Raw genomic sequence first — 18277 nt, 5'->3', positions numbered from 1 at the left:
GACCGACGTCGCGGCTCACTCGACGCCGATCAGCAGCGGCGCGGCCTCCTGGCCGCCCTGGTAGGCGACGGTGTCGACCTCGGGACGGGTGCGCCTGGCGTGCGCGATCAGCCGGTCGGCGAGCTCGGCGGGGGCGTCCTCGCCGAGTACCAGGGTGACGAGTTCGCCGGACGCGGCGATCATCCGGTCCAGCACGGTGAGCGCGGTCTCGGTGAGGTCGTGGCCGATCACCGCGACGTCGCCGTCGATCAGGCCGAGCACGTCACCGGCCTGGCAGACCCCGGCCATCGTCCAGGACTCGCCCTCGGCGACGGCGAGTTCGGCGTACCGGGTGGCGCCGGCGGCGGACGTCATGGCGACCACGTCCTCGTCGAAGCGGCGGCCGGCGTCGTGCACGGCCAGCGCGGCCAGGCCCTGCACCGGCGAACGGGTGGGCAGCACGGCGATCCGCACGCCCTCCTCGCGCAACTGGTCGGCGGCGGCGCCCGCGGCGGCCCGCAGTTCGGGGTCGTTGAGCAGCAGGATCACCTCGCGGGCCGCGCAGCGGTGCACGGCGGCGACCAGTTCGGCGCTGGCGGGGGCCCGGTCCGGGTCGGCGGCGAGCACCACCGAACCGGCCTGCTCGCACAGTTGGGCCAGCCCGCTGCCGGACACCACGCTCAGCACCGCCCGCCCGTGCGAGACGGTCTCCTCGCGCTCGCCCGCGCGGGCCGCCGCCTCGGCGAAGTGCGTGATCCGGATCCGGTACGGCCGGCCCGCCTCGACGCCCGCCTCCACGGCAGCGCCCGCGTCGTTCACGTGCACATGGACGTTCCACAGGCCGTCGCCGCCGCCGATCACCAGCGAGTCGCCGAGCTGCCCCAGCCGCTCGCGCAGCCGCGGCAGTTGCCCGTCCTCGGCCTCCAGCAGGTAGATCACCTCGAACGCGGGATGGCCGGGCCCCGGCGGACGCTCGTGCCCCTCGCAGCCGGCCACCACCACCGGGTCCACCTCCCGCCGCAGCGCCACCGGCCCCATCGGCTGCTGCCCGGACACCGCGTCCACCAGCGCGCCCAGCACCGCGACCAGGCCACGACCGCCGGCGTCCACCACCCCCGCCTCGGCGAGCACCGACAGCTGGTCCGGGGTGAGCAGCAGCGCCTGCCGGGCCGCCCGGTACGCCTCCTTCGCCTGACCGGTCAGGCCGTCCGCGGCCCGCGCGGCACCGGCGGCGGCCGCGGCGACGGTCAGCAGGGTCCCCTCGACCGGCTCCGCGACCGCCAGGTACGCCGAGCGCGCACCGTTGTCGAGGGCCTCCCCCAGCTCGCCGCCCTCCGCCAGCACCTCGGCGAGACCGCGCAGCCACTGCGCGAGGATCACACCCGAATTGCCGCGCGCCCCGATCAGCGCCCCCCGGGCCGCGGCGGTGGCGGCGGCCGCCAGCGCGGGCTGCTCCTCGACGGCTTCCGCGAACAGCGCGTCCAGCGCCTCGGCGGCGGACTCCACGGTCAGATACAGGTTGGTGCCGGTGTCGCCGTCCGGGACCGGGTAGACGTTCAGCGCGTCGATCTCCTCGCGGGCCTGGCCGAGGGCCGCCAGCGCGAGCCGGCACCAGGTACGGACGGCCGGGGCGTCGAGGGTGTCCAGCACCAGGTCTCCTCCGGGTGAACGCCACGAGAACGCGACGGGACGCGGTGGCGAGGGGCGATGCTGGCAGGTTATCGGCCCCCACGACGACGCCTGCGGCACCCTCCACCGCAGGTCGCGGGAACGATCACCTCCGCGATCGTGGTAGTTTCGTTGAGCGGGAGTCACCGTTGTATGCTCTCCCGGTTGCCTGGAACAACCCGGGCTTTCAAGTTCGTGAATCTGAAGTCTTGGAGTGACTCCTGTGGCAGCCAACTGCGACGTCTGCGGCAAGGGCCCGGGCTTCGGCAACAGCATCTCCCACTCGCACCGCCGCACCCCCCGTCGTTGGAACCCCAACATCCAGACGGTGCGCGCTGTGGTTGGGCGCACGCCGAAGCGGCTCAACGTCTGCACCTCGTGCATCAAGGCCGGTAAGGTCTCGCGCTGACGCGCTGACCGGTCCGCCGGTCACCTTCTTGCTGTGGCGAAAGCCGACCATCCCCTTCGGGGGTCATGGTCGGCTTTCGCTGTTTTTACATTCCGGGAGAAAGCCCCGTAGGGGCCCGGGGAACGGCGGGGCCGAGTCTGCGGAGGATCAACTGGGCTCTGAGCGTTCCGCCGTTTCTGGTCCCCGTCTCTGACCCGCCGCAGCCTCGACCCTCTGCTGTCTCCGACCACCCGCAGCTCGGCCCCGCCGTTCCCCGGGCCCCTGGTGGTTCCCCCTCTGCCTATCTCTGGCGCCAGAAGTGGTCCACCGGCCCGATGCCGGAACCCAGTGCGAAGCCGTGCTCGATGGCGCCCGTCACATACGACTTGGCGTTCGCGACAGCCGCGGGCATCGGCTCGCCCTTCGCCAGCTGCGAAGCGATCGCGCTGGCGAGGGTGCAGCCGGTGCCGTGGGTGTGGCGGTTGTCGTGGCGGGGGGCGCGGTACCAGTGGGTTTCGCCGGTGGGGCCGAGCAGGAGGTCGGCGGCTTCGCCTTCGAGGTGGCCGCCCTTGATGAGGGTCCAGCGGGGGCCGAGGTCGCGGAGTGCCTTCGCGGCGTCGAGCATCCGGCTCTCGTCGGTGACCTCGAGGCCGGTGAGTTGGGTCACTTCGTGCAGGTTGGGGGTGACCAGGGTGGCGACCGGCAGGAGGCGCTCGCGGACAGTGGCGACGGCCTCCGCGGCGAGTAGCGCGTCGCCGTGCTTGGAGACTCCGACGGGGTCGACGACCACGGGGGCGGGGGCGTCGGTGAGGAGTGCGGAGACGGTTTCGACGAGTTCGATCGAGGCGAGCATGCCGGTTTTGATCGCCTGGACGCCGATGTCGTCGACGACGCTGCGGTACTGGGCGCGGACGGCTTCGGCGGGCAGTTCCCAGTAGCCCTGGACGCCGAGCGAGTTCTGCGCGGTGACGGCGGTGATGACGCTCATGCCGTGGACGCCGAGGGCGAGCATCGTCTTGAGGTCGGCCTGGATGCCGGCACCGCCGCCGCTGTCGGAGCCGGCGACGGTGAGCACCCGGGGCGGGGCGGTGTTGGTGGTCATGCGCCCCAACCTATCCACCGGGGGAAACGTGTCAGAGCACGGCCTCGGATTCGGTCCAGCGGTCCGGCGGAACGGTCTTGAGCCGGGCGACGCCGTCGGACATCGGGGTGAGCCGGATCCCGGTGTTGCGCAGGGCGGTGAAGTGGCCGAAGGCGCCCTGGTGGACGGCTTCGACGGCGTGCCAGCCGAAGCGGGTGGCGAGGACCCGGTCGAGTGCGGTGGGGGTGCCGCCGCGCTGGGTGTGGCCGAGGATGACCGGCGTGGCCTCCTTGCCGAGCAGGTTCTCCAGTTCCATGGCGAGCCGGGTGCCGATGCCGCCGAAGGTCTGGTGGCCGAACCGGTCGACCTGGCCGTGTTCGAAGCGCAGGGTGCCGGGCAGCGGCTGGGCGCCTTCGGCGACGGCGACGATGGCGAATTTCTTGCCGCGCCGGAAGCGGTCCTCGATCATCCTGGCGACGGCCTCGATGTCGAAGGGCTTCTCGGGGATGAGGATGCCGTGGGCGCCGCCGGCCATGCCCGCGGTGAGGGTGATCCAGCCGGTGTGCCGGCCCATGAGCTCGACCACCATGACGCGCTGGTGGGATTCGGCGGTGGTCTTCAGCCGGTCGATGGCCTCGGTGGCGACATGCACGGCGGTGTCGAAGCCGAAGGTGACGTCGGTGGCGTCGATGTCGTTGTCGATGGTCTTGGGGACGCCGACCACCGGCAGTCCGGCGTCGCTGAACAGTTCGGCGGCGGTCAGGGTGCCTTCGCCGCCGATCGCGATCAGTGCGTCGATGCCGAGTTCGGCGGCGAGTTCGGCGGAGTTCTCGACCGCCCAGCGGATCCGTTCGCGCTGCACCCGGGCGGAGCCGAGGATGGTGCCACCGAGGGTGAGCAGGCCGGTGACGTCGTCGTGCGAGATCGGGCGGGCGCGGCCCTCGATCAGGCCGAGGAAGCCGTCCTCGATGCCGAGGATCTCGTCGCCGTGGACGTCGGTGCCGCGGTGGACGACGGAGCGGATCACCGCGTTGAGTCCGGGGCAGTCGCCGCCGCTGGTGAGAACGCCGATGCGCATGGTGGCTGTGTTCTCCTGCTCCCGGGGGCGCGGGGCCCCCGCGTAGGTGGAGACCGGACCGCCGCCATCGCCGGCCCGCCCAACAGCCGCCACCCTACGCGTTCACGGGCTTACCGAGGGGTAGCCACGGGCGGCCTAGTGCCGCGTCAGGCAGCCTTTGCCCGTCAAGGAGCGGCGTCCGGTGCGTGCTATCGGCGTGCCGGACGGAAGCCCTCGTACTGGATGTACTTGGGTTTTCGACCGGTGCGGCGAGAGTGCGTGCCTGGGGGGTACCTCCCAGCCCTCAAGGGCTGGGGGCGCGTCGCGACGGGGCGAAGGTTGCCTGACGCGGCACTAGCCCTCGGCGAAGTGGTCCCAGCCGGCGGTGCGGTCCCAGGGGGCGCCGTCGACGGTGACCACTCCCCCGCGGCCGGGCCGGGCGGGGCGGACCACCTCGCCGATCTGCCGCCAGCGGGCCGGGAGGCCGGCGCTCTTGGGGAAGGTCGCGACGATCGCGTGGTCCTCGCCGCCGGACAGCACCCACACCAGCGGGTCGACACCGACGGCCTGGCCGATGTCGGCCATCTGCGCGGGGACGTCGAAGTCCGCGGCCCGCAGGTCGATGTCCACGCCGCTGGCCCGGGCGACGTGGCCGAGGTCGGCGACCAGCCCGTCGGAGACGTCGACCATGGCGGTGGCGCCGAGGTCGCTGGCGGCGGGGCCGGCGTGGTACGGCGGTTCGGGGCGGCGGTGCGCCTCGACGAAGGCGCGCGGGGAGCGGAAGCCGCGCTGGAGGACGGTGAGGCCGGCCGCGGACCAGCCGAGCCAGCCGGTGACGGCGACCACGTCGCCGACCTGGGCGCCGGAACGCACCACGGGGCGGCGGCCCTGCAGGTCGCCGAGGGCGGTGATGGCGAGGGTGATGGTGTCGCCGCGGACCACGTCGCCGCCGACCACGGTGGCGCCGGCCACCTGGCACTCGTCGCGCAGGCCGTCCATCAGTTCGGTGGCCCAGGTGGTGGGCAGGTCGGCGGGGGCAACCAGGCCGAGCAGCAGGGCGGTGGGGACGGCGCCCATCGCGGCGATGTCGGCGAGGTTCTGCGCGGCGCACTTGCGGCCCACGTCGTACGCGGTGGACCAGTCGCGGCGGAAGTGCCGGCCCTCGATGAGTACGTCGGTGGTGGCCACCACCCGTCCGTCGGGGGCCTTGACCACGGCGGCGTCGTCGCCGGGCCCGAGTTCCACCGCCGGCGTCATCGGCAGCCGTGCGGTCAGCTCCCGGATGAGCCCGAACTCGCCGAGCTCGCCCACGGTCCCCTGCATCAGCCCGTCCTCCCGCGTTCTTCACGTGATCCGTCTGGGGTGCGCCCCCCGCGCGGCAGCGTACGCCCTCAAGGGGTCCCGAGGTCTCCCCTGTGCCGCTGTCGCGCGGTAGCGTGGTGATCAGACTGCCGGTCAGCAACTCCCCCCACCCAGCCGCCTGGAGGTCCACTGTGGTGCAGGCCTACATCCTGATCCAGACCGAGGTGGGCAAGGCCACCGCGGTCGCCGAGTCCATCTCCAAGATCCCCGGCGTGATCACGGCCGAGGACGTCACCGGTCCGTACGACGTGATCGTCCGGGCCGAGGCCGAATCCATCGATGACCTGGGCCGTCTTGTGGTGGCGAAGGTGCAGCAGGTGGAGGGCATCACCCGCACCCTGACCTGTCCGGTGGTCCGCCTGTAGGGGCGCTTACCATCGACGGATGCGTTCACGTGAGCTCCTGAACCGCCTTCCCGCACCGGTCCGCTGGCTCGCTCCGCCGGCCGTCCTGCTGTCCTGCACCGCGCTGCTGGCCTTCGTCTGGAGCGGCGACCCGGACGTCAAACCGCCGACGCCGGAGGCTCAGGTCGCGCAGTACTGCGAGGCGCTGGACGCCAAGCTGCCCGCGGACGTGCTCGGCCACCCGCGCAAGGACCCGTCCCCGGCCTCGCCGTACACCGCCGCCTGGGCGTCCTCGCCGCGCACCGTGCTGACCTGCGGCGGGGACCGGCCGGATTACATGAGCGCTTTCGACCGGAAGGGCCCGTGCATCGACGAGGTCAGCTGGGGCATGGACAAGGACGGGGAGGGCGGCTACTGGTTCGCCACCGGGCTGCGCAAGGCGTACGTGGAGGTGCACGTCCCGGCGGGCGCGTACACCAACTACGCGGACCCGCTGAGCTCGTACACCGAAGCCATCCGGTCGACCATCCCGACGATCAACGGGACGGCCGACTCGGACTGCTTCGGCGACGGCGCCTAGGAACTAGCGCAGGCCTAGCGCAGGCCGGTGGAGCGGCGCAGCGCGGCGGCCAGCAGGCGGTCGATCAGCTCGGCGTAGGGCACGCCGGTGGCCTCCCACATCTTGGGGTAGGCGGAGATCGGCGTGAAGCCGGGCATGGTGTTGATCTCGTTGACCATCCACCGGCCGTCGTTCAGCAGGAAGAAGTCGACCCGGGCGAGGCCCTCGCAGCCGAGGCCGTCGAACACCTCGACGGCCTGCCGCTGGAGTTCGGTGCGCTCGGCGTCGGTGAGCTTCGCGGGGATCTCGACCTCGGAGGAGTCGATGTACTTGGCCTCGAAGTCGTAGAACTCGAAGTCGGCGTCGACCAGCACCTCGGCGGGCACCGAGGCGCGCGGGCCGTCCTCGAACTCCAGCACGCCGCACTCGATCTCGCGGCCCTCGACGCCCTTCTCGACGATCACCTTGGGGTCGTGGCGGCGGGCCTCGTCGATCGCGGCGTCCAGGTCGGCGAGGTCCTTGACCTTGGTGATGCCGATCGAGGAGCCGGCCCGGCAGGGCTTGACGAACAGCGGCAGGCCGAGCGCGGCGATCCGCTCGCGGGCGGCGGCCCGGCCGGTCTCGGTCTGCCATTCGCGCGGCTTGACCACCGTGTACTCGCCCGCGTACAGGCCGAGCGACTCGATGATCCGCTTGGTGAACTCCTTGTCCATGCCGACCGAGCTGGCCAGCACGCCGGAGCCGACGTACGGCACCCCGGAGAGCTCCAGCAGGCCCTGCAGGGTGCCGTCCTCGCCCCAGGGGCCGTGCAGCAGCGGCAGCACCACGTCGACCTCGCCGAGCACCTTGGGGGTGGAGCCGGGCTCGCTCCACACCACGTCGCGGTTGCCGGGGGCAAGGGGCAGCGCCACCTGGCCCTCGGTGGACTCGGCGACCTGGTCGACGTCGGGCATCCGGCCGTCGGTGATCGCCATCCGGGCGGGTTCGTCGCCGACCAGGGCCCAGCGGCCCTCGTGGGTGATGCCGATCGGCAGCACCTCGTACTTGCTGCGGTCGATCGAGCGCAGCACGCTGGCGGCGGTGACCACGGACACGCCGTGCTCGGAGCTCCGGCCGCCGAAGACGATCGCGACGCGCGGCTTGGCCGACTGGTTCGGGGAGGTCTGTTCGATGCTCATATCGGCGTTGAGACTACCGTCCGATTCCGGTCACCGGCGCTCCGGCTTGGCCGAACGGGCCATCAAGCCCTTCAGCACTTCCTGGGTCGGCCGGCCGTTGTGCACCACGTCGACCACGGCTTCGACGATCGGCATCTCCACGCCGTTGCGCCGGGCCAGGTCGAGCACCGACTCGCAGGACTTCACGCCCTCCGCGGTCTGGCTGGTCGCCGCGATGGTCTCGGCGACCGTCATGCCGCGGCCCAGGTTGGTGCCGAAGGTGTTGTTCCGGGACAGCGGCGAGGAGCAGGTCGCCACCAGGTCGCCCATGCCGGCCAGGCCCGCGAAGGTGTGCGCGTCGGCGCCCAGCCGCAGGCCCAGGCGGGTGGTCTCGGCCAGGCCGCGGGTGATCAGGGTGGCCTTGGTGTTGTCGCCCAGGCCCATGCCGTTGGCCATGCCGACCGCCAGGCCGATCACGTTCTTCACCGCGCCGCCGAGCTCGCAGCCCACCACGTCGGTGTTGGTGTACGGGCGGAAGTACGGGGTGTGGCAGGCCTTCTGGAAGCGCTTGGCGACCTCCTCGTCGGTGCAGGCGACCACGGTGGCGGCGGGCTGCCGGTTGGCGATCTCGCCGGCCAGGTTGGGGCCGGACACCACCACGACGCGCTCCGGGCCGACCTGCGCGACCTCCTCGATCACCTCGCTCATCCGCTTCGCGGTGCCGAGTTCGATGCCCTTCATCAGGCTGACCAGCACGGTGTCCGGGGCCAGCATCGGTGCCCAGTGCGCGAGGTTGTCGCGCAGCGTCTGGGACGGCACCGAGAGCACCGCGAAGTCCGCGCCGGTCAGTGCGGCGGCGGCGTCGGTGGTCGCCCGGATCGTGTCCGGGAGCGTCAGGCCGGGCAGGTAGTCCCGGTTGACGTGCTCCTTGTTGATGGCGTCGGCCAGTTCCTGGCGGCGGCCCCACAGGGTCACCTCGCAGCCGGCGTCGGCCAGGATCATCGCGAAGGCGGTGCCCCAGGAGCCCGTCCCCATCACGGCGCAGCGGGTCATCGGTCACCCTCCTTGGCGGCGCGCTCGCGCTTGGCCTCGGCGGCCGTGGCGCGGTCCTTGGCGGCCTTGCGCATGTCGTAGCGCTCGGCAGGAGCCTGCTCGCCGCGGATCCCCTCCAGCACGGCGGTGATCGCCGCCATGATGTCGTCGGTGGCGTCGCGCAGCACCTGGGCGGTGATCTCCTGGCCCTGGTACTTGCTCAGGTCGACCGCCGGGCCGGCCGCGACCGTCACCTTGTGCCGCGGGAACAGGTGGTACTTGCCCTTTCCGCCCTTGCCGTACGGCGGGATGATCTCCTGCGCGCCCCAGTGCGCGACCGGGATCACCGGCGCGCCCGTCATCAGCGCGACCCGGGCGGCGCCGCTCTTGCCCGTCATCGGCCACATGTCAGGGTCGCGGGTGAGCGTGCCCTCCGGGTAGAACTGCACGCACTGGCCGTTCTTGACCGCGGCGATCGCGGCCCGGAACGCGTCGGCGGCGTCGGTGGAGTCCCGGAACACCGGGATCTGGCCGGTCTTGCGCAGCATGAATCCGATGAACGGCACCTGGAACAGTGAGGACTTGCCGAGTATCCGGGGCGGGCGGCCCGAGTTGTACTGCCAGTGCCCGTAGAACACCGGGTCGATCACCGAGTTGTGGTTCACGACGGCGATGAAGCCGCCCTTCTCGGGCAGGTGCTCCCAGCCCCGCCAGTCCGTCTTCGCCAGGGCGTTTGTCACCGGCTTCACGAGCGCCGCCGCCAGGCGGTACCAAATCCCGTAGTCGGCGTTTCCGAACCTGGCGTTAGAGCGGCGGGCCACCCCAGCTCCTCCTCATTCGCGCGGCGAGCCGCCCGAGCGGTGCCGCTGATCTCTCTCCCTCGCCGGGGGCCGGGCACGGCTCCGAGGCGCCGACCAGTCTCACCCGCGAGGGAAGTCCGTGTCGAGCAGCCACCGCCGCCACCGGCCCACAGGCGCCCCGCCGACGGCCCGGACGCCCCGGAACCGCTGGCCAGGCCGCCCCGGCCGACGTCACAATGACGCCGATGACAGAGGACACCGTACGCCCAGGCACCGTCCGCCCGTCCGTCCCGGGCAGCGGATCCGGGCGGCGACCGGACGGCACCGGCTGGACGCTGATCGTCCCCGTCAAGCCGCTCGCCGAGGCGAAGAGCCGCCTCGCGGCGCTCGGGGAGCTGCGGCCTCGGCTCGCCCTCGCCTTCGCCCTGGACACCGTCGCCGCGGCGCTCGCCTGCCCGGTGGTCGAACGGGTGTTGGTGGTCGGACGGGATCCGCGCGCCGCGAGTGCGCTGCGTGCGCTGGGGGCGACCGTCCTCGACGACGAACCCGGCGACGGGCTCAACCCGGCGCTCTCGCACGGCAGTAGCGCCGCACACCGGCTGCACCCCGGCTCCCCCGTCGCCACGCTCTCCGCGGACCTGCCGGCGCTGCGGCCCGCCGAGCTCGCCCGCGTCCTCGCCGCCGTACCCGCGCAGCGCCGGGCCTTCCTCGCGGACGCCCCCGGCACCGGGACGGTGCTGCTCGCCGGACCGCCCGGCACCCCGCTCCGCCCGGCCTTCGGGCCCGGCTCCCGGGAACGCCACGCGGCCGGCGGGGCGACCGAACTCCACCTCCCCGACGTACCGTCCGTCCGGCGCGACGTCGACACCCCCGAGGACCTGGCCGTCGCCCATCGGCTGGGCCTCGGCCCGGCCACCGGTGCCCTGCTCCGAAGCTCTATGCTGCTTCCCATGCAGGCCACCGCGTTCACCTTCGACCCCACGACCCGCTCCGGCTCGGTCCTGCTCGACGACGGCACGCCCCTCCCCTTCGACGCGCCTGCCTTCGACGCCGGTGGCCTCCGGCTCCTCCGCCCGGGCCAGCGCCTGCGGATCCGCACCACCGGCGAGGGCGCCGACCGCCGCGTCACCTTCCTCACCCTCCCCACCTTCCCGGACCCCGAGTCGGCCTGACGCGTCGCCCAACGACCGCCCCGGCGACCGGACTTCGGTCAGGCGCTGCGCGGGAGGGGGCTCCCCGGGTCGGGGTACGCGGGCGCGTCGTGCAGGCAGAGCGCCACAACGGCCGGGGTGTTGAGCAACTCCAGCCGCTTCGGGGCGAGTTGCAGCGGGCCGGTGGTGGTGGGGAGCACCCGGATCGCCCGGTTGTGGCCGAGCAGGACGAAGCTCAGCAGCAGGTGGCCGTCACGGGCCAGGAATCCCTCGGTGCGCTGCGCGGCGCCCGGGCCGAAGAAGTAGCGGTAGGCCTCGTACTGCGTCCAACCGAGCGGGAGCGTCCGCAGAGTGCCCCAGAGCGAGGCGAGCGCGTCGGCGAGCGAGGCGAACGAGGCCGATTCGGTGATGCCTTCGATACTGACGGCGTATCCGGACTGCGGGCCCTTCACGGCGGCTCCTGTGGCGGGTCGAGTTCGGCCCAGATGGTGTGGGACCGGGCGGTGTGGCGATGTCCGTAGCGGTCGGCCTCGGCGAGCACGTCGAGGAGCACCAAATGGGCCTCGGCGTCCGGGTTTCCGGGGAGGGTGGCCTCCACCCGGTAACCGCCGCCGGGGAGGCGTCGGATACGGGCTTCGGCTCCGGTGGCGGCGGTGAGCCTGGATGCAAGGTCGAACACCCTGGTGGTTCGCACGCCACGCCTCTCCCCCGCAGTCGGCCGATCACGCAAAGTGAATCTAAGCCATTAGATTCCTCCTGATGCATTAGATTGTCAAGCTGAATCACCCGTCCTGTCGCGATCCGGCAGGTCTCGCCTTCCGCCGGGAGATGCCAGATGCCGTCACAGGACCCTCCGTACCTCCGCATCGCTGACCATCTGCGCCGCCGGGTCGCGGACGGGGAGTGGGCGATCGGTGAGCGGCTGCCGTCCCGTGCGCAGCTCGCGCTCAGCTACGGCGTCGGGGCCAACGTGCTCCAGCGAGCGCAGGAAGTCCTCATCGCGGAAGGCCTGTTGGAGGGCCGGGCGGGTTCCGGGACGTATCTGCGCGAGCCGGTGGAGCGACTGCCGGTGCGACGCGCCCGCACGGTCGCCGCGTTCCCGATGTCCGCTGTGCCGGACGGGAGTTGGGAGTCCCACAGCGAGGCCCGGGTGGAGGCGCCGCCCGCGGTGGCCCGCCGACTGGGCATCGAGCCGGGCGAGTTGACCGTCCACACCCGCTACGAGTTCACGCTGGAGCACAAGCCGGTCCAACTCGCCGAATCCTGGGAGCCGATGGCGATCACCGGCGGAACTCCCGTACTGCTACCGGAGTTGGGCCCGCTGGCCGGACACGGCGTGGTGGAGCGGATGGCCTCGATCGGCGTGCGGGTGGTGCGCGCGGAGGAACGGCCGCGTCCCGGGCGGGCGACGGCGGAGCAGGCGAATCTGCTGGGGATCAGCACCGGAGATCCGGTGCTGCTGATCGAGCGCACGTATCTGGACGACTCCGACCGGCCGGTGGAGACCGCTGATCTGGTGATTCCGGATTCCCGCTGGGAGATCATCTACGACCTCGCGGTGGAACAGCCGAAGTAATTCCGCGCGGCCTGCGGTATTTCCCGGCCCGCCGCGGCCCTTTGCCCGCCCGGGCCGAAGACTTGCCCGCCCGGGCCCGAGGACGCCTGCTCGCCCGGGTGTCCCGACAGCCCGTCCCGACAGCCCGTCCGGGCGCCCCAACGCCCCGTCCGGGGGCGCGAAAAGGCCGCGACGGCCCCCGGTCCCGGGTTTCCCCTGGCGTGGGGCCGTCACGGCCTGACCGCCCCGGCGCCGGCTGTTCCGGCACCAGGCTCGGTGCGACTTACTTGGCGGTGGACTTGCGCGCCGTGGTCTTGCGCGCGGTGGTCTTCTTCGCCGGAGCGGTCTTCTTGGCGGCGGCGGCCTTCTTGGTGGCGGCCGCGGTGGTCTTCTTCGCCGCGGTGGTCTTGGCGGAGGTGGCCTTGGCGGTGGTCTTCGCCGCGGTGGTCTTCGTGGTGGTGGCCTTCTTGACCGCCGTGGCCTTCTTGGCCGCGGTGGTGGCGGTCTTCTTGGCGGCGGTCTTCTTGGTCGCCGGGGCGGCGGCAGCGGCGGCCCGCTTGGTCGCGGCGCGCTTGGCGGCCGGGGTGGCGGCCACACCGGACTTGCCCGGGGTCAGCGAGCCCTTGGGGGCCTTCTTGACGGACGGGCCCTCCTTCGGCAGCTTCTTGCTGCCGGAGACCAGGTCCTTGAAGCCCTGACCGGGGCGGAACCGCGGAACGGCGGTCTTCTTGACCTTGACCCGCTCGCCGGTCTGCGGGTTGCGGGCGAAGCGCGCCGAGCGCTCCACCTTCTCGAAGGTGCCGAAGCCGGTGACCGACACCCGGTCACCCGCCACGACGGCACGCACCATGGTGTCGAGCACTGCGTCGACGGCCTCTGCGGCAGCCTTGCGACCGCCCAGCTGCTCGGCCACCGCTTCGACAAGCTGAGCCTTGTTCACGTCTTCCCCTTCGGAAACGGGCGCCGGATGATTCCATCCGTTCTTTTCGCACGTTAGGTATGTATCTGCGGACTTTCAATTACCAAACGCGTGAATCACCCTAGTGTCGCAACATATTTGCGCATGGAGGTGCTCACCGGGGCGGCATCCGCCCCTCGTCGAGGTCCTGCACAAAGCGACTCAACCGCCGTGCCGCCTCCGGGAGATCACGCTTGGCGGTCTCCGTGACGATCAGCAGTTGTCGGGTGAGAGCGGTCTTTGCGTCCGTCGACACGTTCAGCGCGTGAACGCGGGCGTGGGCTTGCTTCAACCGCTCGGCCACCAGTGCGTGGAGCAGGGTGACTTCCGAGTCGGCATCACCGTCCCGACCCTCCGCAGACGCGGGTTCGCCACCCGGGTACGGCGGTTCGGGGTTGTGGTGCATGCAACGATTGTGCCATCTGTACGCAGTTGCGCAGAACCAGGGTCTATTCACGGGTGACGAACTCCCCTGCGAACAACGAAGACCCGCCCCGGAGGGGGGCGGGTCTTGTTGTCCGAGCGTCAGAAAGCGGTGACTCAGGCAGCCGGGAGAGTACGCGGCTTGAACGACGGCCGCTTCGCTTCGAACGCGGCCACATCTGCCTCGTTCTGCAGCGTGATGCTGATGTCGTCCAGGCCGTTCAGCAGACGCCAACGAACGTTGTCGTCGAGCTCGAACGAGGCCGTCACACCGGCCGCGCGAACCTCGCGGGCCTCCAGGTCGACGGTGATCTCCGCGGTCGGGTCGGCCTCGGTCAACTCCCAGAGCCGGTCCACGGTCTCCTGCGGCAGCACCACCGTCAGCAGGCCGTTCTTCAGCGAGTTGCCGCGGAAGATGTCGGCGAACCGGGAGGAGATGACGGCCTGGAAACCGTAGTTCTGCAGGGCCCAGACGGCGTGCTCGCGGGACGAGCCGGTGCCGAACTCGGGGCCGGCCACCAGGACCGTCGCGCCCTGCCGCTCAGGGAGGTTGAGCACGAACGCGTCGTCCTTGCGCCACGCCTCGAACAGGCCGTCCTCGAAACCGGAACGGGTGACCTTCTTCAGCCAATGGGCCGGGATGATCTGGTCGGTGTCCACGTTCGAGCGGCGCAGCGGGACGGCGCGGCCGGTGTGGGTGGTGAACTTCTCCATGGCTCAGGCCTCCACGGCGACATTGTGCGGCAGGTCGGAAGGGGCTGCCAGGCGGCCCAGCAGCGCGGTGGCGGCGGCAACCTGGGGCGACACCAGGTGGGTACGGCCGCCCTTGCCCTGCCGGCCCTCGAAGTTGCGGTTCGAGGTGGACGCGCAACGCTCGCCCGGGGCCAGCTGGTCGGGGTTCATGCCCAGGCACATCGAGCAGCCGGCGTGCCGCCACTCGGCACCCGCGGCGGTGAACACCTTGTCCAGGCCTTCCTCGACCGCCTGCAGGGCGACCCGGACCGAGCCCGGAACGACCAGCATCCTTACTCCGTCGGCGATTTGACGACCTTCCAGCACCGCGGCGGCGGCCCGCAGGTCCTCGATCCGGCCGTTGGTGCAGGAGCCGACGAACACCGCGTCGACCTTGACCTCGCGCAGCGGGGTACCGGCCTCCAGGCCCATGTACTTCAGGGCGTTCTCGGCGGCGATCCGCTCCTGCGGGTCCTCGAAGTCGGCCGGGTTCGGCACGTTGGCACCCAGCGGCGCGCCCTGGCCCGGGTTGGTGCCCCAGGTGACGAACGGGGTCAACTCGGCGGCGTCGATGAACACCTCGGCGTCGAACACCGCGTCCTCGTCGGTGGCCAGGGTCTCCCAGTAGGCGACCGCGGCATCCCAGTCCGCGCCCTGCGGGGCGTGCGGACGGCCCTGCAGATAGTCGAAGGTGGTGCGGTCCGGTGCGATCATGCCGGCCCGGGCGCCCGCCTCGATGGACATGTTGCAGACGGTCATCCGGGCCTCCATGGAGAGGCTGCGGATCGCCGAACCGCGGTACTCCAGGACGTAGCCCTGGCCGCCGCCGGTACCGATCTTGGCGATCACGGCCAGGATCAGGTCCTTCGCGGTGACGCCCTCGGGCAGTTCACCCTCAACGGTGATCGCCATCGTCCGGAACGGCGCCAGCGGCAGCGTCTGGGTGGCCAGCACGTGCTCGACCTGGCTGGTGCCGATGCCGAACGCCAGTGCGCCGAAAGCACCGTGGGTCGAGGTGTGGGAGTCGCCGCACACCACGGTCATGCCCGGCTGGGTCAGACCCAGCTGCGGGCCGACCACGTGCACCACGCCCTGCTCGACGTCGCCCAGCGAGTGGATGCGCACGCCGAACTCCTCGGCGTTCTTGCGCAGCGTCTCCAACTGCACCCGGGAGACCGGGTCGGCGATCGGCTTGTCGATGTCCAGGGTCGGGGTGTTGTGGTCCTCGGTGGCGATCGTCAGATCGGTACGGCGAACCGGGCGACCGGCCAGCCGGAGGCCGTCGAACGCCTGCGGGCTGGTCACCTCGTGCAGCAGGTGCAGATCGATGTAGAGCAGGTCGGGCTCGCCTTCGGCGCGCCGGACGACGTGGTCGTCCCAGACCTTCTCTGCGAGTGTCCGTCCCATCGGATTCCCTCCAGCCGGCCGCTCTGCCGGCCTTCTCGTGATCGTCGAGGTCTTGTCCCGTGCCGCCCTGTGAGGCTCGCTCGGCATCGTGACCTGCACGCCGGACCGTCCAGCATGCGGACACCGTGGTACGGCTCCGCGCTGGGTGTTCTCCCTGGCTGCTGACTCCAGAGTGGCGCTTTTCTCGGAAGATTGAACTTGCGTCTCGCTGATTGAGACTGCAGTATCGAGACATGGACAACACTAGCGGCGTCGGCGTTCTCGACAAGGCCGCTCTGGTGCTGAGCGCACTGGAGTCGGGCCCCGCCACGTTGGCGGGGCTGGTCGCCGCCACCGGCCTGGCACGCCCCACGGCCCACCGACTCGCCGTCGCACTCGAACACCACCGCCTGGTCACCAGGGACATGCAGGGCCGATTCATCCTCGGCCCCCGGCTCGCCGAACTCTCCGCAGCCGCAGGCGAAGACCGGCTCCTCGCCGCGGCCGGCCCGGTGCTCACACACCTGCGCGACGTGACGGGCGAGAGCGCCCAGCTCTACCGCCGCCAGGGCGAGATGCGCATCTGCGTGGCCGCCGCCGAGCGCCTCTCCGGCCTCCGCGACACCGTGCCCGTCGGCTCCACCCTCCCGATGAAGGCCGGCTCCGCCGCCCAGGTCCTGCTCGCCTGGGAAGAGCCCGAGCGCCTCCACCGCGGCCTCCAGGGCGCCCGGTTCACCGCCACCGCACTCAGCGGCGTCCGCCGCCGCGGCTGGGCCCAGTCCATCGGCGAACGCGAGCCCGGCGTCGCCTCCGTCTCCGCCCCCGTCCGCGGCCCCTCCAACCGCGTCGTCGCCGCCGTCTCGGTCTCCGGCCCCATCGAACGACTCACCCGCCACCCTGGCCGCCTCCACGCCCAGGCCATCATCGAAGCCGCCAACCGCCTCACCGAGGCCCTCCGCCGCAGCTGACACCCCCCCCCACCGCCCGTGCCCCCGCCCACCCGGCGGGGGCACACGCGTTTCCACGCCCGGGAACACCGGGACACATAGAGCAATTGCCCTCAGCGGGACAGCCGGGCACCCGAGTTGGCGAACCCCCACAGGCCACGAGTGACGGGCGGACCGCCGGTACAGCGGAGGCACAGGGCGACGCACCGGACCGGTGGAACCCCGAGCCGACGAAGCACGGCGGATGCCAGGGCGTTCGGACCACCAGGACCAGGCCGGTGAGCTGCGGCGGGGCCTCTGCGGGCCGGTGGCGCATGCGAGTTGGCGGAGCACGGCCCGCAGGCCGGGGGCGCGCAGAGCTGGATGGCGCGGGAGCAACGACCCGACGAGCGGTCGCCAGGGCGCTGAAGACAGCCCGGCCGGCGAGCAGCAGCGCCTCTACGGGGCGGTGGCGCATGCGAGTTGGCGGAGCACCGCCCGCAGGCCGGACCGGGCCGACAGCCTGCACAGCCGGTGCAGGCCGGTGGCGCGCCCAGTTGGATGGTGCGCGAGCAACGGGCTGACCGGCGTAGCACGGTGGGCGCCAGAGTGCTGGCAACAAGAACCGCGGGCCGTACGAGCTGCGGCAGCGTCTCTGAGCGGCAGCGGTGCACGTGAGCCGGCGGAACGCCGAGGGTGACGGGCCGGCAGCCGGTAGCCGTGGCAGCCGCCGCGGAGTCGCGGTGCACCTGGCTGGCGGGTGCACGAGTGGGCGGCTGGACCGGGCCGGTGAGCTACGGAAGCGCCCCTGTGGGACGGTGGTGCACGTGAGTCGGCGGAACGCCGAGGGCGCCGGGACGGGCAACACCGGCCGGTAGCGGCAGCGTCCGCCATGGGAGCGTGGGGTGCACCTGAGCTGGCGGAACACCGAGGGCGCCGGGCCGGGCGACACCGGCCGGTAGCGGCAGCAGCCGCTGCGGAGCCGCGGTGCACCTGGCTGGCGGGTGCACGAGTGGGCGGCTGGACCGGGCCGGTGAGCTACGGAAGCGCCCCTGTGGGACGGTGGTGCCCGTGAGTCGGCGGAACACCGAGGGCGCCGGGCCGGGCGACACCGGCCGGTAGCGGCAGCGTCCGCTGCGGAGCCGCGGTGCACCTGGCTGGCGGGTGCACGAGTGGGCGGCTGGACCGGGCCGGTGAGCTGCGGAAGCGCCCCGGTGGGACGGTCGTGCACGTGAGCCGGCGGAACGCCGAAGGCGCCGGGACGGGCAACACCGGCCAGTAGCGGCAGCGTCCGCTGCGGAGGCGCGGTGCGCCTGGCTGGCGGGTGCACGGGGTGGGCGACTGGATGTTCTGTCCTGTGAGGTTGGGGACGCGGCTGGCGGGTGGTTTGCCTGCGAGTGCGGTGTGTCCGCGGTGGTGATCCGGGCCGGTGAGCCGCGGAAGCGCCCCTGTGGGACGGTGGTGCACGTGAGTCGGCGGAACGCCGAGGGCGGCGGGCCAGGCGATGCCGGCCGGTAGCGGCAGCAGCCGCCATGGGACCGTGGGGTGCACCTGACCTGACGGAACGCCGAGGGCGCCGAGCCAGGCAACACCGGCCAGTTGTGGCAGCAGCCGCTGCGGAGCCGTGGTGCACGTGAGTCGGCGGAACGCCGAGGGCGGCGGGCCAGGCGATGCCGGCCGGTAGCGGCAGCAGCCGCCATGGGACCGTGGGGTGCACCT

At 72.1% G+C, this 18277-nt stretch carries 18 protein-coding genes and 1 pseudogene; 6 read left to right on the top strand and 13 right to left on the bottom strand.

The genetic code is table 11. From position 1 onward, the window contains the following. Nucleotides 1-15 precede the first annotated feature (15 nt). Nucleotides 16-1629 carry a DAK2 domain-containing protein gene (locus ACIHEI_RS31555; protein ID WP_387649236.1) on the bottom strand — a complete coding sequence of 538 codons (1614 nt, stop codon included), beginning with the start codon at nt 1627-1629 and terminating at the stop codon, nt 16-18. A 241-nt stretch (nt 1630-1870) separates the two neighbouring features. Here ACIHEI_RS31555 and rpmB point away from each other — a divergent pair, with 241 nt between their 5' ends. Continuing rightward, on the top strand, nt 1871-2056 hold the full coding sequence (gene rpmB, locus ACIHEI_RS31550; protein ID WP_073813963.1) for a 50S ribosomal protein L28: 186 nt from the start codon (nt 1871-1873) through the stop codon (nt 2054-2056). A gap of 280 nt (nt 2057-2336) precedes the next feature. Here the strand turns inward: rpmB and thiD are convergent, their stop codons facing one another. From thiD to ACIHEI_RS31535, 3 genes are all read right to left on the bottom strand, one after another. Next, nucleotides 2337-3137 carry a bifunctional hydroxymethylpyrimidine kinase/phosphomethylpyrimidine kinase gene (gene thiD / locus ACIHEI_RS31545; protein WP_396609114.1) on the bottom strand — a complete coding sequence of 267 codons (801 nt, stop codon included), beginning with the start codon at nt 3135-3137 and terminating at the stop codon, nt 2337-2339. Between the two features lie 31 nt (nt 3138-3168). Beyond that, nucleotides 3169-4194, bottom strand: coding sequence for an ATP-dependent 6-phosphofructokinase (locus tag ACIHEI_RS31540; RefSeq protein WP_387649230.1), 1026 nt, complete (start codon nt 4192-4194; stop codon nt 3169-3171). 333 nt (nt 4195-4527) lie between these two features. After that, entirely contained in the window at nt 4528-5496 is a 969-nt protein-coding gene (locus ACIHEI_RS31535; RefSeq protein ID WP_387649227.1) for a thiamine-phosphate kinase, read from the bottom strand. A 170-nt stretch (nt 5497-5666) separates the two neighbouring features. Between ACIHEI_RS31535 and ACIHEI_RS31530 the strand changes: the two genes are divergently transcribed. Further along, complete coding sequence (locus tag ACIHEI_RS31530; protein ID WP_387867605.1) at nt 5667-5900, top strand: Lrp/AsnC family transcriptional regulator; 234 nt, start codon at nt 5667-5669, stop codon at nt 5898-5900. 19 nt (nt 5901-5919) lie between these two features. After that, nucleotides 5920-6459, top strand: a complete 540-nt coding sequence (locus ACIHEI_RS31525; RefSeq protein WP_387867603.1) for a DUF3515 domain-containing protein — start codon at nt 5920-5922, stop codon at nt 6457-6459. 14 nt (nt 6460-6473) lie between these two features. Here ACIHEI_RS31525 and ACIHEI_RS31520 read toward each other — a convergent pair whose 3' ends face one another. From ACIHEI_RS31520 to ACIHEI_RS31510, 3 genes are read right to left on the bottom strand one after another with little or no spacing between them, the layout of a single operon-like run. Next, nucleotides 6474-7616, bottom strand: a complete 1143-nt coding sequence (locus ACIHEI_RS31520; RefSeq protein WP_396609113.1) for a D-alanine--D-alanine ligase family protein — start codon at nt 7614-7616, stop codon at nt 6474-6476. A 30-nt stretch (nt 7617-7646) separates the two neighbouring features. Beyond that, nucleotides 7647-8648 carry an NAD(P)H-dependent glycerol-3-phosphate dehydrogenase gene (locus ACIHEI_RS31515; protein WP_387649215.1) on the bottom strand — a complete coding sequence of 334 codons (1002 nt, stop codon included), beginning with the start codon at nt 8646-8648 and terminating at the stop codon, nt 7647-7649. Further along, a complete protein-coding gene (locus ACIHEI_RS31510; protein WP_392955284.1) occupies nt 8645-9448 on the bottom strand; it encodes a lysophospholipid acyltransferase family protein in 804 nt (267 codons plus the stop codon). Before ACIHEI_RS31510 ends, ACIHEI_RS31515 begins: the two co-directional genes overlap by 4 nt. Before the next feature lie 224 nt (nt 9449-9672). Between ACIHEI_RS31510 and cofC the strand changes: the two are divergent. Next, a pseudogene (gene cofC / locus ACIHEI_RS31505) lies at nt 9673-10383 on the top strand (2-phospho-L-lactate guanylyltransferase); the annotation flags it as partial. 254 nt (nt 10384-10637) lie between these two features. Here the strand turns inward: cofC and ACIHEI_RS31500 are convergent. Together ACIHEI_RS31500 and ACIHEI_RS31495 are read right to left on the bottom strand one after the other, a co-directional pair. Further along, entirely contained in the window at nt 10638-11030 is a 393-nt protein-coding gene (locus ACIHEI_RS31500) for a hypothetical protein (RefSeq protein ID WP_392955282.1), read from the bottom strand. Beyond that, nucleotides 11027-11272, bottom strand: a complete 246-nt coding sequence (locus ACIHEI_RS31495; RefSeq protein WP_380488859.1) for a hypothetical protein — start codon at nt 11270-11272, stop codon at nt 11027-11029. Before ACIHEI_RS31495 ends, ACIHEI_RS31500 begins: the two co-directional genes overlap by 4 nt. A gap of 141 nt (nt 11273-11413) precedes the next feature. Here ACIHEI_RS31495 and ACIHEI_RS31490 point away from each other — a divergent pair, with 141 nt between their 5' ends. After that, nucleotides 11414-12154, top strand: coding sequence for a GntR family transcriptional regulator (locus tag ACIHEI_RS31490; protein WP_392955280.1), 741 nt, complete (start codon nt 11414-11416; stop codon nt 12152-12154). Nucleotides 12155-12416: 262 nt separating this feature from the next. Here the strand turns inward: ACIHEI_RS31490 and ACIHEI_RS31485 are convergent, their stop codons facing one another. The 4 genes from ACIHEI_RS31485 to leuC all read right to left on the bottom strand — a co-directional run bounded on the left by ACIHEI_RS31485 (nt 12417) and on the right by leuC (nt 15653). Then, a complete protein-coding gene (locus ACIHEI_RS31485) occupies nt 12417-13073 on the bottom strand; it encodes an HU family DNA-binding protein (RefSeq protein ID WP_387649204.1) in 657 nt (218 codons plus the stop codon). 133 nt (nt 13074-13206) lie between these two features. After that, nucleotides 13207-13497 carry a hypothetical protein gene (locus ACIHEI_RS31480; protein WP_380488856.1) on the bottom strand — a complete coding sequence of 97 codons (291 nt, stop codon included), beginning with the start codon at nt 13495-13497 and terminating at the stop codon, nt 13207-13209. Nucleotides 13498-13631: 134 nt separating this feature from the next. After that, nucleotides 13632-14228 (bottom strand): 3-isopropylmalate dehydratase small subunit, encoded by a 597-nt coding sequence (leuD, locus tag ACIHEI_RS31475; RefSeq protein ID WP_392955277.1) that lies wholly within the window; start codon nt 14226-14228, stop codon nt 13632-13634. A gap of 3 nt (nt 14229-14231) precedes the next feature. Then, nucleotides 14232-15653 (bottom strand): 3-isopropylmalate dehydratase large subunit, encoded by a 1422-nt coding sequence (gene leuC, locus ACIHEI_RS31470; protein ID WP_387649196.1) that lies wholly within the window; start codon nt 15651-15653, stop codon nt 14232-14234. A gap of 233 nt (nt 15654-15886) precedes the next feature. Here leuC and ACIHEI_RS31465 point away from each other — a divergent pair, with 233 nt between their 5' ends. Next, a complete protein-coding gene (locus tag ACIHEI_RS31465; RefSeq protein WP_035866446.1) occupies nt 15887-16600 on the top strand; it encodes an IclR family transcriptional regulator in 714 nt (237 codons plus the stop codon). Nucleotides 16601-18277: the final 1677 nt, after the last annotated feature.

This window comes from Kitasatospora sp. NPDC051984 (assembly GCF_044593455.1).
GTDB lineage: Bacteria > Actinomycetota > Actinomycetes > Streptomycetales > Streptomycetaceae > Kitasatospora.
Note: the sequence above shows the minus strand (reverse complement) of the source record. Positions and strands in the feature narration are given on the sequence as shown.

Bases quoted from the DNA above. Each gene is read 5' to 3' on its own strand.
- thiD (WP_396609114.1), bottom strand. From the start codon at position 3,137: ATGACCACCAACACCGCCCCGCCCCGGGTGCTCACCGTCGCCGGCTCC.
- ACIHEI_RS31540 (WP_387649230.1), bottom strand. From the start codon at position 4,194: ATGCGCATCGGCGTTCTCACCAGCGGCGGCGACTGCCCCGGACTCAAC.
- ACIHEI_RS31535 (WP_387649227.1), bottom strand. From the start codon at position 5,496: ATGCAGGGGACCGTGGGCGAGCTCGGCGAGTTCGGGCTCATCCGGGAG.
- ACIHEI_RS31465 (WP_035866446.1), top strand. From the start codon at position 15,887: ATGGACAACACTAGCGGCGTCGGCGTTCTCGACAAGGCCGCTCTGGTG.
- leuC (WP_387649196.1), bottom strand. From the start codon at position 15,653: ATGGGACGGACACTCGCAGAGAAGGTCTGGGACGACCACGTCGTCCGG.
- ACIHEI_RS31525 (WP_387867603.1), top strand. From the start codon at position 5,920: ATGCGTTCACGTGAGCTCCTGAACCGCCTTCCCGCACCGGTCCGCTGG.
- ACIHEI_RS31515 (WP_387649215.1), bottom strand. From the start codon at position 8,648: ATGACCCGCTGCGCCGTGATGGGGACGGGCTCCTGGGGCACCGCCTTC.
- ACIHEI_RS31520 (WP_396609113.1), bottom strand. From the start codon at position 7,616: ATGAGCATCGAACAGACCTCCCCGAACCAGTCGGCCAAGCCGCGCGTC.
- ACIHEI_RS31490 (WP_392955280.1), top strand. From the start codon at position 11,414: ATGCCGTCACAGGACCCTCCGTACCTCCGCATCGCTGACCATCTGCGC.
- ACIHEI_RS31480 (WP_380488856.1), bottom strand. From the start codon at position 13,497: ATGCACCACAACCCCGAACCGCCGTACCCGGGTGGCGAACCCGCGTCT.
- leuD (WP_392955277.1), bottom strand. From the start codon at position 14,228: ATGGAGAAGTTCACCACCCACACCGGCCGCGCCGTCCCGCTGCGCCGC.